Annotated in this window: 19 protein-coding genes; 12 read left to right on the forward strand and 7 right to left on the reverse strand. The window is 48.9% G+C overall.

Going from position 1 to position 21994, the window contains the following annotated elements:
• Positions 1-5: 5 nt before the first annotated feature.
• The 5 genes from AC0J5I_RS04685 to AC0J5I_RS04705 all read right to left on the reverse strand — a co-directional run bounded on the left by AC0J5I_RS04685 (position 6) and on the right by AC0J5I_RS04705 (position 3987).
• The gene (locus AC0J5I_RS04685; protein ID WP_475304333.1) at positions 6-1178 is read right to left on the reverse strand and encodes a hypothetical protein; all 1173 of its coding nucleotides are present in this window, start codon (positions 1176-1178) and stop codon (positions 6-8) included.
• A 13-nt stretch (positions 1179-1191) separates the two neighbouring features.
• Complete coding sequence (locus AC0J5I_RS04690; RefSeq protein WP_475304334.1) at positions 1192-2019, reverse strand: hypothetical protein; 828 nt, start codon at positions 2017-2019, stop codon at positions 1192-1194.
• Positions 2016-2705, reverse strand: a complete 690-nt coding sequence (locus AC0J5I_RS04695; RefSeq protein ID WP_475304335.1) for an ABC transporter ATP-binding protein — start codon at positions 2703-2705, stop codon at positions 2016-2018. The genes AC0J5I_RS04690 and AC0J5I_RS04695 overlap by 4 nt, the downstream gene beginning before the upstream one ends.
• Positions 2698-3069, reverse strand: coding sequence for a GntR family transcriptional regulator (locus AC0J5I_RS04700; protein WP_475304336.1), 372 nt, complete (start codon positions 3067-3069; stop codon positions 2698-2700). The genes AC0J5I_RS04695 and AC0J5I_RS04700 overlap by 8 nt, the downstream gene beginning before the upstream one ends.
• A gap of 156 nt (positions 3070-3225) precedes the next feature.
• Positions 3226-3987, reverse strand: coding sequence for a DUF6612 family protein (locus AC0J5I_RS04705; protein ID WP_475304337.1), 762 nt, complete (start codon positions 3985-3987; stop codon positions 3226-3228).
• Positions 3988-4209: 222 nt separating this feature from the next.
• Here AC0J5I_RS04705 and AC0J5I_RS04710 point away from each other — a divergent pair, with 222 nt between their 5' ends.
• The 6 genes from AC0J5I_RS04710 (at position 4210) to AC0J5I_RS04735 (ending at position 12257) form a co-directional block, all read left to right on the forward strand.
• Positions 4210-5052, forward strand: coding sequence for an AraC family transcriptional regulator (locus AC0J5I_RS04710; protein WP_475305537.1), 843 nt, complete (start codon positions 4210-4212; stop codon positions 5050-5052).
• A gap of 326 nt (positions 5053-5378) precedes the next feature.
• Positions 5379-6653: an ABC transporter substrate-binding protein gene (locus tag AC0J5I_RS04715; RefSeq protein ID WP_475304338.1), complete on the forward strand. Its 1275-nt coding sequence runs from the start codon at positions 5379-5381 to the stop codon at positions 6651-6653.
• 138 nt (positions 6654-6791) lie between these two features.
• Positions 6792-7658: a carbohydrate ABC transporter permease gene (locus tag AC0J5I_RS04720; protein WP_424899935.1), complete on the forward strand. Its 867-nt coding sequence runs from the start codon at positions 6792-6794 to the stop codon at positions 7656-7658.
• Between the two features lie 12 nt (positions 7659-7670).
• A complete protein-coding gene (locus tag AC0J5I_RS04725; RefSeq protein ID WP_475304339.1) occupies positions 7671-8495 on the forward strand; it encodes a carbohydrate ABC transporter permease in 825 nt (274 codons plus the stop codon).
• Between the two features lie 89 nt (positions 8496-8584).
• On the forward strand, positions 8585-10024 hold the full coding sequence (gtfA, locus tag AC0J5I_RS04730) for a sucrose phosphorylase (protein ID WP_475304340.1): 1440 nt from the start codon (positions 8585-8587) through the stop codon (positions 10022-10024).
• Between the two features lie 25 nt (positions 10025-10049).
• Positions 10050-12257, forward strand: coding sequence for an alpha-galactosidase (locus AC0J5I_RS04735; RefSeq protein ID WP_475304341.1), 2208 nt, complete (start codon positions 10050-10052; stop codon positions 12255-12257).
• Positions 12258-12312: 55 nt separating this feature from the next.
• Here the strand turns inward: AC0J5I_RS04735 and AC0J5I_RS04740 are convergent, their stop codons facing one another.
• Entirely contained in the window at positions 12313-13302 is a 990-nt protein-coding gene (locus tag AC0J5I_RS04740; protein ID WP_475304342.1) for a VOC family protein, read from the reverse strand.
• 288 nt (positions 13303-13590) lie between these two features.
• On the opposite strand from AC0J5I_RS04740, the gene AC0J5I_RS04745 reads away from it, so the two are divergent.
• Positions 13591-15069 (forward strand): alpha-amylase, encoded by a 1479-nt coding sequence (locus AC0J5I_RS04745; protein WP_475304343.1) that lies wholly within the window; start codon positions 13591-13593, stop codon positions 15067-15069.
• Between the two features lie 128 nt (positions 15070-15197).
• Here the strand turns inward: AC0J5I_RS04745 and AC0J5I_RS04750 are convergent, their stop codons facing one another.
• Complete coding sequence (locus AC0J5I_RS04750) at positions 15198-16307, reverse strand: ABC transporter ATP-binding protein (RefSeq protein WP_475304344.1); 1110 nt, start codon at positions 16305-16307, stop codon at positions 15198-15200.
• A 347-nt stretch (positions 16308-16654) separates the two neighbouring features.
• Here AC0J5I_RS04750 and AC0J5I_RS04755 point away from each other — a divergent pair, with 347 nt between their 5' ends.
• From AC0J5I_RS04755 to epsC, 5 genes are all read left to right on the forward strand, one after another.
• Positions 16655-17200 (forward strand): dCTP deaminase/dUTPase family protein, encoded by a 546-nt coding sequence (locus tag AC0J5I_RS04755; RefSeq protein WP_475304345.1) that lies wholly within the window; start codon positions 16655-16657, stop codon positions 17198-17200.
• Positions 17201-17303: 103 nt separating this feature from the next.
• Entirely contained in the window at positions 17304-18686 is a 1383-nt protein-coding gene (radA, locus tag AC0J5I_RS04760) for a DNA repair protein RadA (protein WP_086986621.1), read from the forward strand.
• 26 nt (positions 18687-18712) lie between these two features.
• The gene (locus AC0J5I_RS04765; protein WP_475304346.1) at positions 18713-19807 is read left to right on the forward strand and encodes a PIN/TRAM domain-containing protein; all 1095 of its coding nucleotides are present in this window, start codon (positions 18713-18715) and stop codon (positions 19805-19807) included.
• Between the two features lie 48 nt (positions 19808-19855).
• Entirely contained in the window at positions 19856-21325 is a 1470-nt protein-coding gene (gltX, locus tag AC0J5I_RS04770) for a glutamate--tRNA ligase (protein ID WP_475304347.1), read from the forward strand.
• A gap of 77 nt (positions 21326-21402) precedes the next feature.
• Positions 21403-21942, forward strand: coding sequence for a serine O-acetyltransferase EpsC (epsC, locus tag AC0J5I_RS04775; RefSeq protein ID WP_475304348.1), 540 nt, complete (start codon positions 21403-21405; stop codon positions 21940-21942).
• The last annotated feature ends 52 nt before the right edge of the window (positions 21943-21994 follow it).

Here is a 21994-nt window from a genome sequence, read left to right on the forward strand (position 1 = left end):
ATGGTTTAAGGCTCATACACAATCCTATCAAAGTAGAGCATATCCGCTACTTCATCGGTCTCTAGTGAACTGGTTATTTCACCATTGTAAAGCATTTCTCCAGTCCCGATATCGAATGCCGCCAACTGGGAAGTCTGGCCGGGTTCCAAATAAGTCTGCGTCAGGATCACCCGATTGCCTGCGACGAGGATTTTCCAATCCATAACCGGAGTGCGTTCCCAATCGCCAGTATTTTCAAGGTCAATCGTTTCCAACACTTCATCCTGCATAAGGTCGACCGCTTGAAGCGTCCAATTGCCGTTTGTTTGCTGCAACTGATAGAAAATGCCGTCCTTGATCGCATATGGCAGGGATTCTATCAAAACAGCATCGGAATTAGTAAGATCTGTCCATTGCTTCGTAGCCCAATCGTAGCGCTTAAATGTCATTGAAGCATCTAAGGGTGCGTATTCCGTAGCTTCCAAATCGGTTTGTTCGATCCGCGCCATCACTAAGAGGCCTTCTCGATCGCCCTGAGTCAAAACTGCCGTCGAAATGCTCTGGTAGCCGGTAATATCTGCAGGCATATCGAAGATGAAATGCTCTTCCAACGTGCCGCTGATTGGATCACAGATAATGATGTCAGTGCCAAGGCTATCCGAATAGTTACTATAACGACTGTATTCGATGACCACTTTTCCGTCCAGAAATAAAGTGCGGTTGACGGAGTAATAAATTTGTTGCGTTGTTTCCGGGTAGGCAATCAGTATTTCTGAAGCAGTACCGCTCGCTTTATCCAATGTCTCCAGCAAAAATCCGTCATTTTCTTCCTCTGCATAATACAGATTTTTTTCCGTTTCTGCATAATATCCTGAGTAGGTATTCTTGCCGCGCATAAAGGGACGGTAGTCGGCACGCCATGCCAATACGGCGCTGTCTGCGTAATCCTGAAAGAACGCATCCTGCCGCCGTGTTTCGGAATTGCGCAACCCTGAGTTGTCCAAGCTGAGTGTGGTTGTTTCCCATTGCGTATTAACCGTTCCGTAATAGGTCAAGCCTTCCACTGCTGCATCGTCACCGGAAATTGTCTCGATATCGATTTGCAAAGAATCTTCCTTCGCCAAAAGTGGTTGGCTGTAGAACCCCCCGAGAACGACAAGCAGGAGGAGGCTCAGCAATAAAATCGTTTGTTTTCTCATTTTTGTCCTCCTTCTATACGCTGATGCGTTTTTCAAGCAACCGATAGTTAATCCATGTCCCAGATAGGAAGAGCACCAGGCTCACGGCAATCATCACCCAATATTTTTCTTCCGCATATAAGCGCGTTGTGATGCCCGTACGCAAGAAGATAACCATCGCGGCAATAAGTCCGACCGCGAGAATGCCGGCCAAGAAAACGCCTTTCCAACGTCCGCTCAAGTGCATCAGGATGAATGTATATCCAAAAGTGAGCGCTGTATAGCCAATAGTATAATAGAGCAGATAATTGGAAAAGAGACTTGGTAAAGCAAGTGCTAATGGGGAAGCGCTAGTGGATGCCATCTGCAAAGGAATCTCCAAATAGCTGTCCGCCGGGATAAGTCCCGAAAAGACCAGCTCCTCCAGATACAAAAGCCCAATCTGCCAAACTTGCAGTCCCGTGATCAGGAGCCAAATCGTCGCGAATTTTGCTGCATACACAGCAAAACGGCTGCCTGGCAGACTGAGCAAACGGAAAGAGAAACGATTTTTTCCCGTCCAGTCCTGATACCAGATAAATGCAGCATAGAAGAGCAGACTGAAAACGGCCGTCATGATTGAAAAAACAAAAAATGAATTGCTTGTCACGACTGCGATCGTGATGTTCCCAGACTCCAGTACATACTGTTCGGATATTGGAGCGACCCCTTGTTGCCGGTAGCTCTCATACCCATCTTTCCAGAAGTTGTACTCATGAAAGACGGCATAAGCCTGCAGACTTGTAACAAAAGCTAACAGGAAGCCATAGAATTGTTTAGCCCGATTCCATTCAAATGACCATAGTTCCATAAATTTTTTCATGGCTGATACACCTCCCGCATTACATCAATAATCGCTTTTCCTTCGGTTTGTCGGATGTCTTCTGCGTAAAAGTCTTTGACGACGCGACCGTTGCGCAGCATGACGATTCGATCCAGCAACATTTCGATCTCATCCATATGGTGGGTGGCGATGAGGACGCCTTTGTCCGTCACGAATTTGCTGGTGAAGACCTCCAGAATATCCTCCCGGGCAAAGACATCGATACCGGAAAAAGGCTCATCCATCAAATAGTAGTCCGCATCCAGAGAAAGCCCCAGCAAGAAATTCACTTTTGCGCTGTTCCCTTTGGATAGATTTTTCAGCTGCATATCCGGTTCCAACCGGAAGAATGAAAGCAATTCATCCGCTTTGGCGGTATTCCAATTCGGGTAATAGGTATTCATAAACTGCATCGACTCCGCGATAGTCATCCCACGGGGCATCGTCAGTGAGTCGGGGATATAGGAGATCTTTTCGTACAGTTGCTGCTGGATGTCCTCCCCGTCGATCGTGACCGAACCGTTATTGCGCGGCACCAGGCCCATGACGCAATTCATGAGGGTTGTTTTTCCGGTACCGTTCATTCCTGTCAGGCAAGTCACCTCGTTTTTTTTGATGGTAAAACTGACATCTTCCAAAATTGCTCGTTTTCCATATTTTTTTTCCAAATTCTTGATTTCAATCATTGGGGTGCACCTCCTTCAAGCGCGTTTTGATTAAGTTCAGTATCGCCTCATCTTCCAGTCCGATTGTCCGTACCGTTTCGATGAACGCCATTAAGGCATCTTCCAGTGTCTCTTTCCTTAATGTCTGAATCTTCGCTTGACTGTCCGTTATTTTGCTGAGAGAATTTCCATCTGTATAGATCAAACCAAGCCCCTCCATTTCCTTGTAGGCACGCTGTACGGTATTCGGATTTACCTTCAATTGTGTGGCCAGTTCCCGGCGTGAGGGTATTTCCTGCCCCGGCTGGAAATCGCCACTGACGATTTTTTGCTTGTGCATTTCGATAATCTGTTCATAGACCGGACTTCTTTTATCAAAAATCACTTTTCCCACCTGCCTTTCCCGATCGAGTGTATTAAGTGGTTAATACACATGGGGTAAAAAACATATGTATAAGTGTATTATATGGATAATACACCAGTAAGTCAACCGGCACCCTGAGGACAGGGCACGGGTTGACTTACTGGTGTGATTTATTTATCAAAACGAGGAATCTGCCGTCTCAGCAGTCGTATCCGCTGAATCGAAGTCAGGCGCAGCCTTCAATTTTTTTGCTTGATTGTACAGGTCGAACTCGCCCGTCAATTCCGTTGTAACAATGGTTTTCTGATCAGTTTGCGTTACTGTGGAAAGATAGGAAAATGCTTTCAGATAGAAGGTTTCGGCATCCAGACGGATAGCGATCTCGTAATCGGTCTGCTCGGAGGGCAAGGTCTGGAACAGGTAGTTGATCTCTTTGTTCATCGTATCATCGCTGCCGGAAAAGCTCAGCAAATACTCATCCCCATCCAGTTCAAGGGTGCCATATTCTTCAATGATTCCGCTCAGTTCGATAAAAGTCTCCAGCGGATAGACCTGCAGACTTGCCAATGGGACATCGGGGGTGGCATAAGCGGTCCAGTCGGCATCTTCGATCCGGATGTAACCCACTTCAGGGGTCACATAGAACTCGGATTTTGTGGCGGGATAATCGCTGTTTTTGTCTATCCGCTTTCCGTAACCAGTCTTTTCTTCCGGGAACAGCGTCGCATCGGCGGTTGTGTACTGCTCGTTCACCGCTGTAGCGCCATTCAGGTCCTCTTTAGCAGTCGTTGTGGTCAACGCGACCAACTGGTGGTAGCTGTCGAGGTCGGCGGAACGGTTGATCAAGTTCTGCATGACTTCTTCCCCCGGCAGAGCGGTCCCGCAGGCGGAAAGCAGGAAAAGCGGAAGGAGCATCGCGGAGAATATTGTCTTTTTCAAGGGTGGTGCCTCCAAATCTATAGTAAAAGTATGGGCTTATCTAGGTTGTTGGGGATCTGCCCGATGCGGGCAATCTTTTCTCATTGTACAAGAGAATGTGTGATTGCGAAAGGGCGGAATTTCATGTGGGAAGCTAGCTGCGGATAAAAAGGCGGGTTTGCTATAGCAACGAGACAATTCTATAATGAGAGCAACAGCTTTAAGAGGAATAAGACCGAGGTGATGAAAATGGATGAGGATTTTTTTAAAGAAGAAATCTATTATAGAGACCTTTATTACACAACCAAAGGAAAAGAGGAGTGTGCTCCCAACCATAGTTTCGGACCAACTGTCCGGGAATATTTTTTGATCCATATCATTATGAAGGGTAAGGGCTACTTCGAGATTGACAACAGCCGGTTCAATCTGAAAGAAGGCCAATTTTTCATCATCTATCCGAACGTGATGACCTATTACCAAGCTGATGAAGAGGATCCTTGGGAATATTACTGGATCGGCATGCAAGGCGAGCAGTTGGAGGCCTTGCTTGAGGCCATCGGATTCCGGGTTTCGCATCCGGTTGGGAATGTGAAAAATTTCGGCCAAGTAAAAGAGATGATGCAGGAAATCATGGCGGCCAATCCATTTGATATCTTGTCGCGGCTGCGGTTGCAAGGGCAATTGTACCTTCTGTTGAGCCTGTTGGGGCACGATCTGAACGGCACCGAAATCAAACAGATTGAGAAAATCAACAAAGGCGTCGAATATACAAAAAGGGCGCTTGAAATCATTAAAGACAGGTATCGGGATGTCGATTTTCAGATCGGTGACATCAGCCGGGAATTGTCTTTGAACGATTCCTACTTGACTTCGGTTTTCCATAAAACGACAAACCGTACGCCGCATGAATATTTGATTGAGTTCCGTGTTTTCAAAAGCCGTGAATATCTGGAAACGACGGATCTCAGCATTGCCGAGATCGCCGAGAAGGTCGGCTACAAAAATCCTTTGAGCTTCACGCGCATCTTCAAAAGCAAGATGGAGATGTCTCCGAGGGCTTATGTAAAGAAAGTCAAAACGAAATAGTACAGCAAGGTAAGGTGGACAACAAAGGTTCGGCTGTTTGGCACCGCTGAAAAGCCGGTTCCGGGCAGGTCCGGCCTTTTTGCTTTAACAGCAATATCCTTTGGGTATACATCCTTATTATTTAAAAATCAACAAAAATGTATGTTTTTGTATGGTTGAATATCTATCAGAGGCCTCTTATATTTGGTATTATAAGGACATCAAAACAAGTAAACGTTTACAAGGTGGTTGTTTTTGAATAGCTTATGCGCAATTTTTCTATGGTCTAAAAGTTCCTTTGTTTTCAACTATACAATTTTATAGATTAAAGAAAAGGTGGAGAAGAGATGTTAAAGAATTGGAAGAAAGTATCATTAGCTACAGTGTTATTATCAGGACTTGTTTTAGGGGCGTGCGGAAACGGTTCCGACGGCGGAAACGATTCGGGTGATGTGACCATCACTTACGGCATTTGGGACAAAATCCAACAACCGGGTATGGAAGCGATAGCGGAAGCTTTCGAAGCGGAGAACCCGGGCATAGACGTAAAAGTGGAAGTGACACCTTGGGATCAATACTGGACCAAATTGGAAGCGGGAGCAAAAGGCGAAAGCATGCCGGATGTATTCTGGATGCACTCCAACGAAATCGCGAAATACGCAACGGGTGGCGTCCTGATGGATCTGTCGGAAACCTACGCAAACAGCGAAGTGACTTCTTTAGATCATTTCCCAGAAGAGTTGGTCGAGTTGTATTCTGCTGACGATGCGCTTTACGGTATCCCGAAAGATTACGACACAATCGCACTATGGTACAACAAAACGCTGTTCGACGCTGCGGGCGTTGCCTATCCGGATGAAACATGGACTTGGGACACGATGTTGGCAGCTGCTCAAACCTTGACCGATCCCGACAACGGCGTATACGGCATCCTGGCGCCATTGAACAGACAGGAAGGCTACCATAACTTCATCTTCCAGAACGGCGGCTACGTATTGTCCGATGACAAGACTGAATCTGGTTTCCGTTTGGACGAAACAATCGAAGCTGTGCAATGGTATGCGGATTTGAGCGTGAAACATGGTGTGTCGCCAACACAAAGTCAATTTGCTGAGAACACAAACTTATCATTCTTCCAATCAGGACGCGGCGCGATGGGCTTCTTCGGCTCTTGGATGACAGGGGAAATGGCGAATAACGAATATACGGCTGCCAATGTTGATGTCGCGCCATTACCGAAAGGCAAACAAGCGGCAACACTGTTCAATGGCTTGGCGAACTCCGTTGCGTCTTCAACTGAAAATGAAGAAGCAGCTCTGAAATTCGTTGAATTCCTGGGAACAGAGGAAGCGATGCGCCTGCAAGGCGAGAATGGTGCGGCAATTCCGGCTTATGAAGGAACTGAAGAGACATTTGTAAATGCCTATAGCCAATTCAATATGCAAGTCTATGTGGATCAAATGGAAAATGCCTACATCAAGCCTTACTCCACAGAAACAGCCCGTTGGGAAGATGTCGAAAACACTGCCTTGATGCCGGTATTCGACGGTACAGCGACTGTTAAAGAAGTCGCTGCGGATATCGTCGCTGGTGTTGAAAAAGTTTTGGCGAACGAAAAATAAAAAATAGAAGGCCGCTTATGGGGACTAGCCCTATAAGTGGCTTTCAAATATATAGAGGTGAATGTGATGAAATCGGATGTAACAATCCCTAAAGAAAAAACGGTAAGAACGGTGACACCTAAGGAACGCAAAAGGAAGATGGCGATGTGGGGCTGGTTTTTTATCGCTCCAACATTGATCGGGCTTTTGATCCTGAACGTCATCCCGTTGTTCCAGTCGCTGTATATGAGCTTCCAGAGTGTGAGTACGTTCGGCACCTCAACCTTTGTCGGGCTGGACAACTACCTGCAGATGCTGAAAGATCCTGAATTTTGGCAATCATTGAAAAATACCTTCTTCTACGCCGCCATCCAAGTACCCATCACAATGATCCTGTCGCTTTTCTTTGCGGTATTGATGAACACGAAGATAAAAGCGGTCGGACTGTACCGTACGATTTTCTTCCTGCCGATGATCGCAGCCCCGGCAGCCGTGGCCATGGTTTGGCGCTGGCTGTTCAATTCGGAATACGGCTTGCTGAATGCGGTGCTGGATAAACTCGGTTATTCCGGAAACATCTTATGGATCACCGATCCTGAAGTGGCAATCTGGTCGATCATCATCGTCGGAATCTGGACAAATGTCGGCTACAACATGATTCTGCTGTTGGCAGGTTTGAAGGAAATACCGAAAGAATATTATGAAGCGGCTGTTGTGGATGGCGCTGGACCGCTGAAGCAATTCTTCTCGATCACACTGCCTTTGCTTTCGCCGCAACTGTTTTTCGTTTCCGTAACGAGTGTTATCAGTGCCCTACAAGTGTTCGATGTCATCTTCATGATGTTCGACCGCACGAACTTAGCACTGAAGAGTACGCAATCACTCGTATATATGTTCTTCAATGAATCATTCGTGCTCAATGACAAAGGCTACGGCTCGGCTGTTGCCATCTCATTGGTTCTTATCATCATGGCGATCACCGGCATTCAGCTGTTGGCGCAGAAAAAATGGGTCACCTACGATTAGGAGTGAATAAATATGAAGATAAAAATGAATAAAACGACCGCATTGATCCACATCGTGCTGATCATCGGCTCCTTGCTGATGGTCGTGCCGTTCTTGTGGATGGTCTTGACCTCGGGGAAAACAATCAGCGAATCCACACAAATACCGCCGCAAATTTTCCCGCAAGTGTTTCAAGTCGAGAACTATCGGGCGGTATGGGATTCCTTGCCGTTCGTCAGTTTCTATATCAATACAGGATTGATGATCGCGCTCAGGGTATTGACATCGACGCTCTTCAGCGCCATGGCGGCCTTTGCAGTTGCGAAACTGTCCTTCCCAGGAAAGAACCTGTTTTTCGCCATCGTGCTGACACAGATGATGATCCCTTCGCAGATCTATCTGACACCGCAATATTTGTTGGTCCAAAATCTGGGACTTTTGAACACAATCTCCGCTTTGGTCATCCCAGGCATCGTCTCCGCTTTCGGAACTTTCCTGCTGCGCCAATTTTTCATAAAATTGCCTGATGAACTGATGGAAGCCGCAACGATTGATGGTGCGACGACCTGGCAAGTATTCTACCGCATCTATATGCCGTTGGCGCGTTCCGGCTTGGTGGCTTTGGGCATCTTCACGTCTCTGTTCGCTTTCAAGGATTTGATGTGGCCACTCGTCGTCAACATGTCCCAGGACAAAATGACGCTGTCGGCTGGATTGGCCAGCCTGCAAGGACAATTCACAACCAATTATCCGCAACTGATGGCCGGATCGGTCATCGCGATCATCCCGATGATCATCCTTTACATCATATTCCAAAAACAATTCATCGAAGGCATCGCCACAACGGGTGGAAAATAAGAAGAAAAGCGGACCAACCCCGCTCTGCCTGCTAGACATCACCAATAAAAGGTACAATCTAAAGATATTTGAGAATGAGGTAACCGATAATGAAGATAAAAAATGAAGCGATGCTGATCACCTATCCGGACAGTCTGGGCAATAACCTGAAGGATCTGGAACACGTACTGGACACCCATCTGAAAGGGGTTGTCGGCGGCGTGCACATCCTGCCGTTCTTCCCGTCATCCGGCGACCGCGGCTTTTCGCCGATGGACTACACGAAAGTGGATGAGCGGTTCGGCGGCTGGGAAGACATCAAGCGCATCAGCGAAAAATACTACATGATGTATGAGTTCATGCTCAACCACATTTCCGCACAATCGCCCTATTATTTGGACTTTCTTGAGAAAAAAGAAGAGTCGCCTTACAAGGATTACTTCATCCGCTACAACGACTATTGGCCGGAGAACCGGCCGACTGATGCGGACATCGACCTGATCTATAAACGCAAACCCAAAGCGCCTTACGTGGATGCCTATTTCAAGGATGGCACGACGGAAAAAGTCTGGTGCACGTTCTCGGAAGAACAGATCGATTTGAACGTGAAGACCGAAGCGACGCGCCGGTTCATCAAGGATACCTTGAGTTTTCTGGCGGACAAAGGGGCTTCGATCATCCGCTTGGACGCATTCGCCTACGCCATCAAGGAATTGGATACGAATTGCTTCTTTGTGGAACCCGAAATCTGGGAGATGCTGGAATACGCAGTGGAAATCCTGAAACCCTATGAGGTGACGGTTCTTCCCGAAATCCATGAGCACTACACGATCCAGCAAAAAATCGCCGAAAAAGGCTATCCGGTCTATGATTTTGCCTTGCCGATGCTCGTGCTGCATGCACTTTACAGCGGCAAAGCGGAGAAACTGCTGCACTGGCTGGACATCTGTCCGCGCGACCAATTCACAACCTTGGACACGCATGACGGCATCGGTGTCGTCGATGTGAAGGATCTGCTTACCCAGGAAGAAGTGGACTTCGCGGTCGAAGCCCTTTACGAAAAGGGCGCCAATCTGAAGCGGATCTACAGCTCGGAGGCCTACAATAACCTAGACATCTACCAGATCAACTGCACGTACTATTCGGCTTTGGGCAACAACGATGCCGCCTATCTGTTGGCGCGCGCGATCCAGTGCTTCACTCCGGGGATCCCTCAGATCTATTACGTAGGCTTGTTGGCCGGCGAAAACGATCTGGAGCTGCTGGAAAATAGCATGGAAGGCCGCAATATCAATCGGCACTACTACAGCCTGGACGAAATCGGGCGAGAAATCGAGCGGCCGGTCGTAAAAGACCTCTTCCGCTTGCTGTCTTTCCGCAATACGGCCAAAGCTTTCGATGGAGATTTGGAAATAACCAAAATCGACGACAGTGCCTTCACTTTAACGTGGGCCCTTGCCGAAGAGGCGGCCAGCCTGACGGTCGACCTGCCTACAAATACATTCTCGATCCTTCACCGGACTGGAGCAGGAGAAAAACAAATATTTTAGCCAAAATGAATAGAGCCAAGGAGTGATGACTGTGACGATAACATTTGATGAAACAAAAAAATGCTTTCATTTGCAGAACGAATCAGTGAGCTATGTAATTGCACTGGAAGAAGATAAATATGTGTCTCATCAGTATTGGGGAAAACGGATCAATAGCTTTTCCCAAGTGGCTGATTATCCGCGCCAAGACAATGCTTTTGCGCCCAATCCGTTCGAGGTGCCCGGCCGTGAATTTTCGCTGGCGACCTTGCCGCAGGAATTTCCGGGCAATGGGAGCGGCGATTTCCGGGAATCGGCATTCGAATGCCTGTATCCCGATCAAACGACCGTCAGCCTCTTGACCTACAAGAGCCATGAAATCGTGGCGGGTAAGCAGCCGCTGCATGGCTTGCCGCAGACGTATGAAACAACGGAAGAACCGGCGGAAACGTTGTTGCTTACCTTGGAGGATACCGTCACAAAAGTGGAGGTCGTTTTGAGCTACACCTTGTTCCGCGACTATCCGGTGCTGACGCGTTCGGCCAGTTTCCGCAACAACGGAACTGGAGAGATTCATCTGAACAAAGCTTTGAGCATGTCCATCGATTTCCCGGATGATGCTTTCGATATGATCCAATTGCCTGGTGCCTGGGGAAGGGAACGCCAAGTCGTGCGCACGCCGCTCGTCCGTGGCATCCATACGCTCGACAGCAAGCGCGGAACCACGAGCCATGCCTATCAGCCATTCGTGGCTTTGGCGGAGAAAACGGCGACGGAAGATCAGGGAGCGGTCTACGGATTCCATTTCGTTTACAGCGGCGAATTCAGAGCCAATGTCGAAGTCGACACCTATTCGCAGACGCGCGTCCAGATGGGAATCAATCCGGTCCATTTCCAATGGCATTTGCCTGTCGGAGAGACGTTCCAGACGCCGGAAGTCGTGCTGGCTTATAGCGAAAATGGCCTGAACGGCTTGTCGCAAACGCTGCATCCCTTCTACCAGAAACATCTGATCCGTGGCCAGCATCAATTTGCAGAACGACCTGTTCTCGTTAACAATTGGGAAGGCACCTACTTCGATTTCACAGCTGAAAAGATTGAGGCTATGGCTGATGAAGCAGCTGCTTTGGGGGTTGAACTGTTCGTACTTGACGATGGCTGGTTTGGGAAACGGGACGATGATTATTCCTCGCTGGGGGATTGGCATGTCCACACCGCAAAATTGCCGGCTGGATTGAAGCAACTCGCAGAGAACATCAAGGCGAAGGGCATGCTGTTCGGCTTGTGGTTCGAACCGGAAATGATCTCCGAAGACAGCGACCTCTACCGCGCCCATCCAGATTGGTGCATCCATACGCCCGGAAGAGAAAAGTCACTTAGCCGCAGCCAGTACGTGGTGGATTTCAGCCGCAAAGAAGTGCGAGACAATATCCTGGCGCAGATGATGCAGATCCTGGATGAAGTGCCAATCGACTACATCAAATGGGACTACAACCGCAACATGACCGAAATCGGAACTGCCGCTCCAGGCGCGTTGCCGGGGGAAATGCTGCACAAATACATGCTGGGTCTTTATGAAGTGATGGAGGCGCTAGTGACGAAATATCCGAATATCCTCTTCGAAAGCTGCTCGGGCGGCGGGGGACGTTATGATCCGGGTATCCTCTACTATATGCCGCAGACTTGGACAAGCGACAACACCGATGCGGTGGCCCGCCTGGAAATCCAGTATGGCACTAGCCTCGTCATGCCGATTTCGAGCATGGGTTCGCACGTATCTGCCATTCCAAATCACCAAGTGCACCGAATGACTTCGATGAAGATGCGCGGTGATGTGGCGATGGCCGGCAATCTTGGCTACGAACTGGACGTCACGACGCTTTCAGAAGCAGAGAAACAGGAGATGAAGGAGCAGATCAGCTTCTACAAGGAACACCGTGCACTCGTTCAATACGGTGTCTTCCACCGCATCCTCAGTCCTTTCGAAACGCAGAACGAGGCTGCATGGATCTTTGTGAGTCCCGAGCAGGACGAGGCGCTCTATTTCTACTACCGGGTTCTTGACCGGGCCAACCTGAAGAAGAAAAAAGTGCTGTTCAAAGGCTTGGATGCCTCTAAATTCTACACCGTCAGCGGATATGAAGGGGTTATCGGCGGCGATGAGCTGATGAACCGTGGCCTCTACCTGAAGGATGCTTTGCACGGCGATTACCAAAGTGTCTGTTTGGTGCTGAAGGAAGCGCAATCGGTTTAAAATGCAAAAAAAGCAGAAGGTTGTCTCGGAAAATGAGATAGCCTCTGCTTTTTTGTTAGTCCAAATATTCTTTTTCGAAAGTCTTCGTGCTGCGCACGGTATCGAATTGGCGCACCAACCCTTCTATCTCTTCGCGGGAATCACGGAATTTAGGCGGCAAGGCCAAGCGTTCGCCCAGTGTCTCGTAAGGTTCTTCATCATCGATGAACCCGGGACCTTCCGTCGCAAATTCGAAGAGGATGCCTTGCGCGATATTGGCGTAGAGCGATTCGAAGTAGAAGCGGTCGACATAGCCAGAAATCGGAAAACGGTAAGCACCCATATGTTCGATCCATTCTTCCAAATCTTTGCGGTCCTTCACGCGGAAAGCCATGTGGTGGACGCTGCCGAAACCTTGTTTGGATTGTCCCATGGAATCGTTGTGCTCCACAATCATGCGGCCGCCGTTTCCGCCTTCGCCCACTTCGAAGACATGGATGTCTCCATCGGAAGCGGCATGGCGGAAGCCCAGAACAGACTCCACCACTTGCTTGTAGAAATTGAAATCAGCGATGCGGACAAAAATCGGTCCCAACCCGCGGATGCCGTATTCATTCGGAACAGGGCCTTTTTGCCACGGGATTCCGGGAGCCACGCCGGTGTCCGACTCATCGGAAACCAATTGATAGAGCTGCTCATCAAAGTCCTGGAAGTCAAGCACCCGGCGGCCGAACTGCTCATAAATGCCGGAATGCGTAACGTCATATTTGTCGAAACGTTTCACCCAATAATCCAGGGCTTCATCGGAAGGAACGCGCAGGCCGGTCTTGAAGATTTCGTTGGTCCCCCTGACGGCTTTCGGGATGCCCGGGAAATCGAAGAAAGTCATGTCCGTGCCGGCACTGCCGCGGTCATCGGCGAAGAAAAGGTGATAAGTCTGGATATCATCTTGGTTGACAGTTTTTTTGACCAAGCGCATGCCCAAGATGTTCGTGAAGAAGGCATAATTCTTTTCGGCGCTGCTTGTGATGGCGGTGACGTGGTGAATTCCTCTTAATGTGTTCATGGATTGGTTCCTCATTTCGTTGTGTATTCTGTTTCGTATATTCCTAATTAGAGATATATAGACAAAAAAAGAAATCAGCGATCAGCTAACTTAATTTCAGTATACCGGCGCCCGACATAAGACGCAAGCATTTTGCCCCGCAAATAAGAAACCGGCGCTCGGCAGGTGTCCCAAAATGCAAATGGAAGAGAAGAGTGTATAATAAGAAGAGCAAAAAGCATTTTGTAGACTACAACAAATCTAGAATGAACGAAAGGCAGTGTTCGTATGGCAGGAAATGGATTGATAATGCAATATTTTGAATGGTATTTGGATGATGATGGTCAATTATGGAATCGCCTGAAGGAGGATGCAAAACATCTGAAGGAGCTGGGCATTACGGCTGTCTGGACTCCTCCGGCCTACAAAGCGACAGGGACGAACGATACCGGCTACGGCGTCTACGATCTCTATGATTTAGGTGAATTCGACCAAAAAGGGGCCGTCCGTACAAAATACGGAACCAAGGAAGAATACTTGGCTGCAATCGAAGCCTTGCATGCAGAAGGAATCGCTGTCTATGCCGACGTCGTCTTGAACCATAAAGCTGGCGCTGATGAAACGGAACGCTTCCTTGCTTATGAAGTGGATCCCGACAACCGTCAGAAAAAGCAGTCCGATTCCTACGAAATCGAAGGCTGGACGAAATTCACGTTCCCGGGCCGCGGCGACAAATATTCCGACTTCAAATGGTCATGGGAGCATTTCACCGGAACGGACTTTAATAACGAGAACGGCAAAGAAGCCATCTACATGATCAAGGGCTTCGAAAAAGGCTGGACGGAAAACGAGAGTGTCGACAGCGAATACGGCAATTATGATTATTTGATGTATGCCGATATCGACTACGGCCACCCCGCAGTCGTCGAAGAAGTCAAAAAATGGGCGGACTGGTACATCAAGGAAACCGGCGTCGACGGCTTCCGCTTGGACGCCATCAAACACATCAATGACAATTTCGTGCAAGAGTTTGTTGAGACGATCCGCGCGCAGCATGGCGATGATTTTTATGTGGTCGGAGAATATTGGAAATACCGTTATGGGACAATCAAGGAATACTTGGAAGCGACCGACTTCTCTTTGGATCTGTTCGATGTCCCCTTGCACCAGAATTTCCACGTTGCGTCCCAGCAAGGCAAGGATTACGATTTGCGTGAATTGTTCAAGGAAACGCTGGTCGCCAAAAATCCGACCCATGCGGTCACGTTTGTCGACAACCATGACTCACAACCCGATCAAGCCTTGCAGTCCTTTGTAGAGCCTTGGTTCAAACCGTTGGCTTACGGCGTGACGCTCTTGCGCGAACAAGGATTTCCGTGCCTGTTCTACGGCGATTATTACGGCATCAAAGGTGCCCATCCGATCGACGGACAGAAAACCTTCCTGGATAAACTGCTCTATCTGCGCGCGAACCATGCTTACGGCGAACAACGCGACTACTTCGACCATAGCAACTGCGTCGGCTGGACTCGTCTGGGCAATGAGGAGCATCCGTACGGTTTGGCGGCAGTCATTTCCAATAGTGAAGAAGGCTTCAAGGATATGTATGTAGGCGAACAATATGCCGGACAGACTTTCGCGGACTACACGGGCAATCGCGAAGATAGAGTCGAAATCGCTGAGGACGGCAATGGGCGTTTCCCTGTCAAAGCCGGTTCGATTTCGGTCTGGGTGAAGGATGGCATCTCTCCGGAGGAAGCCTTCGACGACACCGCGGTGGAAGGGTAGATTTTTTCAAAAAAACAGCAACAACTCCATAAGAAAAAGGCGAGCCGTCATCGGCTCGCCTTTTTCTATGGGGGGAGGGTAGGTTAGAACTGGTAAGCGTAATTAAGGTGATACCGGCCATCCTCTGGTTAAGGGATGGTGATCACATCTTGGGATTGCTTGTCGAAGAAGTGGGACTTGTTCATGTTGAAGGCCAAATCAATGACTTCGCCTGGCGAATGGAAATCGCGCGCGTCCACACGGGAAATGAATTCTGTTGCGCCGACTTTACTGTAAAGCATGGTTTCAGCACCCAATAATTCGGATACGACCACTTCCGCTTTGACAGCCCAAGTCGGGTTGGTATCAAGAACAATCTGCTCACTTTGGATATCTTCGGGACGGATGCCGAAAGTCAGTTCTTTGCCGTTGTAGCCTTTGTCTTCCAGGACTCTGCGTTTTCCGGCCGGCAAGGTCAATTTCAGCCCTTCGCCGTTTGTGATGACGCCATCCTGCAGCGTTACGTTGAAGAAGTTCATGGCAGGCGATCCGATGAATCCAGCTACGAAAACGTTAACTGGTGTATCGTAAACTTCTTTCGGGCTGCCGATCTGTTGCACAAAGCCATCCTTCATGATGACGATACGATCCGCCATGGTCATCGCTTCGGTTTGGTCATGGGTTACGTAGATGGTTGTCGTATTCAGGCGACGGTGCAATTTTGCGATTTCAGCACGCATGGCCACACGCAATTTTGCATCCAAGTTTGATAACGGCTCATCCATCAGGAAGACTTTTGCGTCACGCACGATTGCGCGACCCAAGGCGACACGCTGTCTTTGACCACCGGATAAAGCTGCCGGTTTGCGGTCCAAGTATTCCGTCAAACCTAAGATGTCCGCTGCATTATCAACACGCTTTTTGATTTCATCTTTGCTGTACTTTCTCAGTTTCAGACCGAAAGCCATATTGTCGAATACAGTCATATGCGGGTATAGTGCATAGTTCTGGAAAACCATCGCGATGTCGCGGTCTTTCGGTGCCACATCGTTCATGACGGTGTCGCCGATGACCAATTCGCCTTCCGAAATATCTTCCAGACCGGCGATCATACGAAGCGTCGTTGACTTTCCGCAACCGGAAGGACCAACAAAGACGATGAATTCACGATCTTGGATATGCAAGTTGAAATCTGTCACGGAATAATTTGGGGAATTGTCATATTTTTTGTGGATGCTGTTCAATTGGATCTCTACCATGTATTTGTACCTGCCTTTTGATTTTTTTTGGCTTTCTTTTATGTCCTTATCTTATTTGAAAGCGGATTCCATGACCACGGGAAACTGCCCAAAAAAGTCGATGGTTTTTTGTGCACTATGCCGAAGGCGCTTTCTTGATGCGGAAAGTTTTTAGAAAAATATTAGGAATTGTTCAAGGAAAAGTCTCAATTCATTGCTATAGTGTATATAGCGCTCGCCCCGATGGCGTTAGGAAAGGCCAAGCACACAACTAAACCGTGAAAAACCGCGGTTGTTTTGGTAAAATGGTTCTTTGATGCAGGAGAGATCGATACAGCGATACTAGAGAGAAAAAGGAGTTTTGATCCATGAACAAAAGAGGTTTTGAAGTCATCAGCAGTTATACCGATAAAAACATCCAATTGCCCAAGCGTGCAACGAAGCACGCAGCGGGATACGATTTTGAAGCAGCCGAGGAAATCGTCTTGCCGGCGATCTGGAAGACGGTCGTGCAAAGCGCAGGATCGCATCTTACGGAAATCTTCAGCAGCGACAAAGATGAGGCGCTCGAAAAGAAAGAACAGCTTTTGCGTCCGCTTTTGGTGCCTACCGGGATCAAAGCCTACATGCAGGAAGACGAATACTTGCAATTGACGAACCGTTCCAGCAATCCGCTGAAAAATTTCATCGTGCTGCCGAACGGTGTGGGCATTGTGGATGCGGATTATTACAATAACGAGGGCAACGAAGGGCATATCTACTTCCAGTTCCTGAATTTCGGCTTGCGCGACAAAGTCATCCGCAAGGGCGACCGCATCGGCCAGGGTATCTTCCTGCAGTTCCTGAAAGCCGACCAAGATGAAGCAGAAGGATTGGAACGCACAGGTGGTTTCGGCTCGTCAGGACAGGCCTAAAAAGAAAAACCAAATCGGCGGGTATTTGCGGATTGTTATACGTAGAGTAGGCTTTTTGTGATAAAATAAGATAAGTTGGTTCATACTTGAAGGAGAGATTCATTTGGCAAAAAAAAATGCAGTGAAATACGTTTGTCAGGCTTGCGGATACGAGTCGCCAAAATGGCTGGGACGCTGCCCGAACTGCGACACTTGGAACCAAATGGAGGAAGAACGGGAAGCGACAAAAGCAGTGAAGCAACAGCAGCGTTCCAATTTCAGTGGGAACGTACCTGAAGCGATTGCCATCCAGGACATCAAGACCGAGAATCTGCCGCGCGTCAAGACGCAGATGGAAGAAGTCAACCACGTGCTGGGCGGAGGTATCGTGCCCGGTTCGCTGATTCTGATCGGCGGCGATCCCGGCATCGGCAAGTCCACTTTGCTGCTGCAGGTTTCGGCGCAGATCAACCAAGGCGGTCACCGCGTTCTTTACATCTCTGGAGAAGAAAGTGCGAGTCAGATCAAATTACGGGCGGAACGGCTAGGGGTCAAGGGCACCGACTTCTACATCTACCCGGAAACGGATGTCGACGCAATCCGCAGCACAATCGAGCGGATCAAGCCGGAATTCGTCATCGTGGACTCGATCCAGACGATGATCCATCCGGACATCACGAGCACAGCCGGCAGCGTAACGCAAGTGCGCGAATGCACCGCCGAATTCATGCGGATTGCCAAGAGCAACGACATCGCGATTTTCCTCGTCGGACACGTGACAAAGGAAGGCGCCATCGCCGGACCGCGGATGCTGGAGCATATGGTGGATACAGTGCTGTATTTTGAAGGCGACCGGCATCATGCTTTCCGGATTTTGCGCGCTGTCAAAAACCGTTTCGGATCGACCGACGAAATCGGCGTTTTCGAGATGATCGAAGGCGGCTTGCGCGAGGTGAGGAACCCTTCCGAACTGTTCCTCGAAGAGCGGCTCGCCGGAGCTTCCGGATCGGCAGTCGTTGCGTCACTTGAAGGCACGCGCCCGATTTTGGCCGAGATCCAATGTCTGATCACGCCGACTGTCTTCGGGAATGCCCGCCGGACTGCGAGTGGCTTGGACTACAATCGGGTTTCCCTGATCATGGCCGTGCTGGAAAAACGGGCGGGCTTGTTGCTGCAGAACCAAGATGCCTACTTCAAATCGACAGGCGGCGTGAAGCTGGATGAGCCGGCCATTGACTTGGCTGTGGCAGTCAGCATCGCTTCAAGTTACTGGGACAGCGAGACTTCCGCGACAGAGTGCTTTATCGGAGAAATCGGCCTGACGGGGGAAATTCGCCGGGTGAGCCGGATTGAGCAACGCGTCAATGAAGCCCAAAAATTGGGTTTCACAAAGGTGTATCTTCCGAAGAATAATATGTCTGGCTGGAAGCATCCAGACGGGATCCAGATTATTCCTGTCGCAACGCTTCAAGAAACGCTGCGCAAAGTATTTCCAAATAAAAATTGATGGCAGAAGGAAAGAGAGGGAAGCCTTTGAAACGGAAAATCATTACGGCCGTCTTCCTGATGGTGGGCGGCAGCGCTGGGATTACAGCACTGCCTTACCTGTGGGAAGTAGCGGGCATACAAAATAATCTTTTCAATAATGTTTTTGTTAATTTTGGGGTTGGAGCACTTATATTTTATTTATTGTCATTTTTATTGATGAAATTGATCTTGGACATCATGCAAAAAATAGAAAATTATTTCAGCACCTTATCGGTGAGCTACATGCTGTTCGGTTCGATCGGAACAATCATCGGGCTGGTATTGGCTTGGTTGATTGGCATCCCGTTGACATCACTGAGGATTCCGGTCATCAACGATGTGTTGCCGGCTATCCTGTCCTTGATCCTGGCCTATCTGGGCTTCCGCGTGGGGACGACCCGGATCGAAGAATTCCGTAAATTGTTCGCAGCGAAACCGAAAAAGCAGGAAGAAACACAGATGCTTGACCGCAAAGCGGATGATACTTTCCGCAAATATAAGATTTTGGATACGAGCGTCATCATCGACGGGCGCATCTACGACATCGCCAAAACCGGTTTTCTGGAAGGCGTCATCGTCATCCCGAACTTCGTGTTGCGCGAACTGCAGTATATCGCGGATTCCTCCGACAGCCTGAAACGTGTCAGGGGCAGACGGGGATTGGATATCCTGAACAAACTCCAAAAAGAAGAGGATATCGTCGTGGAAAGCTACGACGGTGAATTCGAAGAGATTCCTGAAGTCGACAGCAAGCTGATCCGTTTAGCAAAACTGATCGACGGCATTGTCATCACGAACGACTATAACTTGAACAAAGTCTGCGAGTTCCAGAATGTTCCGGTATTGAACATCAATGCCTTAGCCAATGCCGTGAAGCCGGTCGTCATACCCGGTGAATACATGGTCGTCACCGTCATCAAAGTCGGAACGGAACGCAATCAAGGGGTGGCCTATCTGGATGACGGCACGATGATTGTCGTTGAAGAAGGACAGCATTACATGAATGAGACAATCGAAGTCGTCGTCACCAGTGCCTTGCAGACAGCAGCCGGCCGCATGATCTTTGCGAAACCTGCGCATTCACAAAAAGGCATCAAATAGAAAATCCAGCACGACATAACCAGTTCCATAGAAAAGGGGATACTTCATATGACAAAGAAAATCCGCGTACGTTATGCACCAAGCCCAACCGGTAACCTGCATATCGGAAACGCCCGTACCGCATTGTTCAACTATCTGTTTGCCCGCCATAACGACGGCGAGTTCATCATCCGCACGGAAGATACGGACCTAAAACGTAACCTTGAACACGGTGAAGAAAGCCAACTGAAAAACTTGGCATGGTTAGGAATGGACTGGGATGAAGGTCCGGACAAACCAGGCAAATTCGGACCGTACCGTCAATCTGAAAGACAGCATATCTACGATCCGTTGGTCGATCAACTGCTTCTGTCCAACCGCGCCTACAAGTGCTACTGCAACGAGGAAGAGTTGGAAACGGAGCGCGAACAGCAAAGAGCACGCGGCGAAATGCCTCATTACGGCGGCAAATGCGCAAACTTGACGCCTTCCCAACAAGCTGAAAAAGAAGCACAAGGCATCACGCCGGTCATCCGTTTCCGTGTGCCGATCGAAAACACTTATACATTCGATGACATGGTCAAAGGACCAATCACATTCGAAGCCAGCAGCGTCGGCGGAGACTACATCATCCGCAAACGCGACGGTTTCCCGACCTATAATTTTGCGGTTGCCGTGGACGATCACATGATGGCGATCACCCATATCCTGCGTGGGGATGACCACATCGCCAATACACCGAAACAAATGATGATCTATGAAGCCTTCGATTGGAAAATACCTACTTTCGGACACATGACGTTGATCATCAACAGCGAAACGGGCAAAAAATTAAGCAAACGCGATGAAACGATCCTTCAGTTCATTGAACAATACAAAGACTTGGGCTACCTACCGGAAGCGATGTTCAACTTCATCACGCTGTTGGGTTGGTCACCGGTCGGAGAAGACGAAATCTTCTCGAAAGACGATTTGATCAAGATGTTCGATCCGGAACGCCTGAGCAAATCGCCTGCCGCCTTCGACCAGAAGAAACTGGAATGGATCAATAACCAGTACATGAAGAGCGCCGACTTGGATGCAGTCGTGGCTTTGGCCGCGCCTCACTTGGTGGCTGCCGGTAAATTACCGGAAAACCCTACTGAAGCCGACAGCGAATACGCGAAAAAATTGATCGGTCTGTACCACGAGCAAATGAGCTATGCAGCTGAGATCGTTGCCTTATCGGAAATGTTCTTCGCTGATGAAATCAATCTGGACGCAGAAGCGCAAGAAATACTGGCTGCTGAAACAGCGCCGACCGTGCTTGCTGCATTCAAAGAACAATTGGTTGCCATCGAGCCGTTCGAAGAAGCCGAAATTCTGGGTGCCATCAAAGCCGTTCAAAAAGAAACGAAGATCAAAGGCAAGAACCTTTATATGGCTATCCGTGTCGCCGTCAGCGGCCAAATGCACGGGCCTGAAATCGGCAAGACCATCGAAGTGCTGGGCAGAGAGAAAAGCTTGGCTCACCTGAACAGCGTATTGGATAAAATGTAGGACCGACAAAAAAGTCTAGCAAAAATGAGCTTATTCTATATAATAGATGGATAATCCAAAAAGGGGCCTGGAATGACTTGAATAGATTACGCGAAACGATTCAAACCATAAAAGATCATGACCCGGCTGCAAGGAGTACGTTGGAAGTCGTTCTGACGTACCCAGGGTTACACGCCATCCTTGTATATGATATCGCTCATTTTTTTTATAAGCGGAAATGGTACACTTTCAGTCGGGTGATTTCGCATCTCGGGCGTTTCTTGACCGGAATCGAGATCCATCCGGGAGCGACGATCGGTCGCCGTCTGTTCATCGACCATGGCATGGGGATCGTCATCGGAGAAACAGCCGAAGTCGGCGATGATGTCATGATCTACCAAGGCGTGACGTTGGGCGGCACCGGGAAAGACACCGGCAAGCGCCACCCTACCATCGGGAACAATGTGCTCTTATCCGCACACGTGCAGGTGTTGGGGCCGATCAAAATCGGCGACAATGCCAAAATCGGGGCATCGGCTGTCGTCGTCAGCGAAATTCCGCCTGACGTCACAGCTGTCGGCATACCGGCAAAGATTGTCCGTTACCATAAGCATAAAGAAGACAAAACAACCGAATGATTAGCAAACGAAAAAGGGCGTCAGCCCTTTTTTCGAAGCTGGAAAGGAGTGC

The sequence above is a fragment of the Trichococcus sp. TS_SC_9 genome (assembly GCF_056156325.1).

Excerpts from the sequence above, each read along its gene's own strand:
- AC0J5I_RS04685 (WP_475304333.1), bottom strand. The coding sequence starts at position 1,178 with ATGAGAAAACAAACGATTTTATTGCTGAGCCTCCTCCTGCTTGTCGTT.
- AC0J5I_RS04690 (WP_475304334.1), bottom strand. The coding sequence starts at position 2,019 with ATGAAAAAATTTATGGAACTATGGTCATTTGAATGGAATCGGGCTAAA.
- AC0J5I_RS04695 (WP_475304335.1), bottom strand. The coding sequence starts at position 2,705 with ATGATTGAAATCAAGAATTTGGAAAAAAAATATGGAAAACGAGCAATT.
- AC0J5I_RS04710 (WP_475305537.1), top strand. The coding sequence starts at position 4,210 with ATGAAAATGGATGAGGATTTTTTTAAAGAAGAAATCTATTATAGAGAC.
- AC0J5I_RS04715 (WP_475304338.1), top strand. The coding sequence starts at position 5,379 with ATGTTAAAGAATTGGAAGAAAGTATCATTAGCTACAGTGTTATTATCA.
- AC0J5I_RS04720 (WP_424899935.1), top strand. The coding sequence starts at position 6,792 with ATGGCGATGTGGGGCTGGTTTTTTATCGCTCCAACATTGATCGGGCTT.
- AC0J5I_RS04725 (WP_475304339.1), top strand. The coding sequence starts at position 7,671 with ATGAAGATAAAAATGAATAAAACGACCGCATTGATCCACATCGTGCTG.
- gtfA (WP_475304340.1), top strand. The coding sequence starts at position 8,585 with ATGAAGATAAAAAATGAAGCGATGCTGATCACCTATCCGGACAGTCTG.
- AC0J5I_RS04735 (WP_475304341.1), top strand. The coding sequence starts at position 10,050 with ATGACTGTGACGATAACATTTGATGAAACAAAAAAATGCTTTCATTTG.
- AC0J5I_RS04740 (WP_475304342.1), bottom strand. The coding sequence starts at position 13,302 with ATGAACACATTAAGAGGAATTCACCACGTCACCGCCATCACAAGCAGC.
- AC0J5I_RS04745 (WP_475304343.1), top strand. The coding sequence starts at position 13,591 with ATGCAATATTTTGAATGGTATTTGGATGATGATGGTCAATTATGGAAT.
- AC0J5I_RS04750 (WP_475304344.1), bottom strand. The coding sequence starts at position 16,307 with ATGGTAGAGATCCAATTGAACAGCATCCACAAAAAATATGACAATTCC.
- AC0J5I_RS04755 (WP_475304345.1), top strand. The coding sequence starts at position 16,655 with ATGAACAAAAGAGGTTTTGAAGTCATCAGCAGTTATACCGATAAAAAC.
- gltX (WP_475304347.1), top strand. The coding sequence starts at position 19,856 with ATGACAAAGAAAATCCGCGTACGTTATGCACCAAGCCCAACCGGTAAC.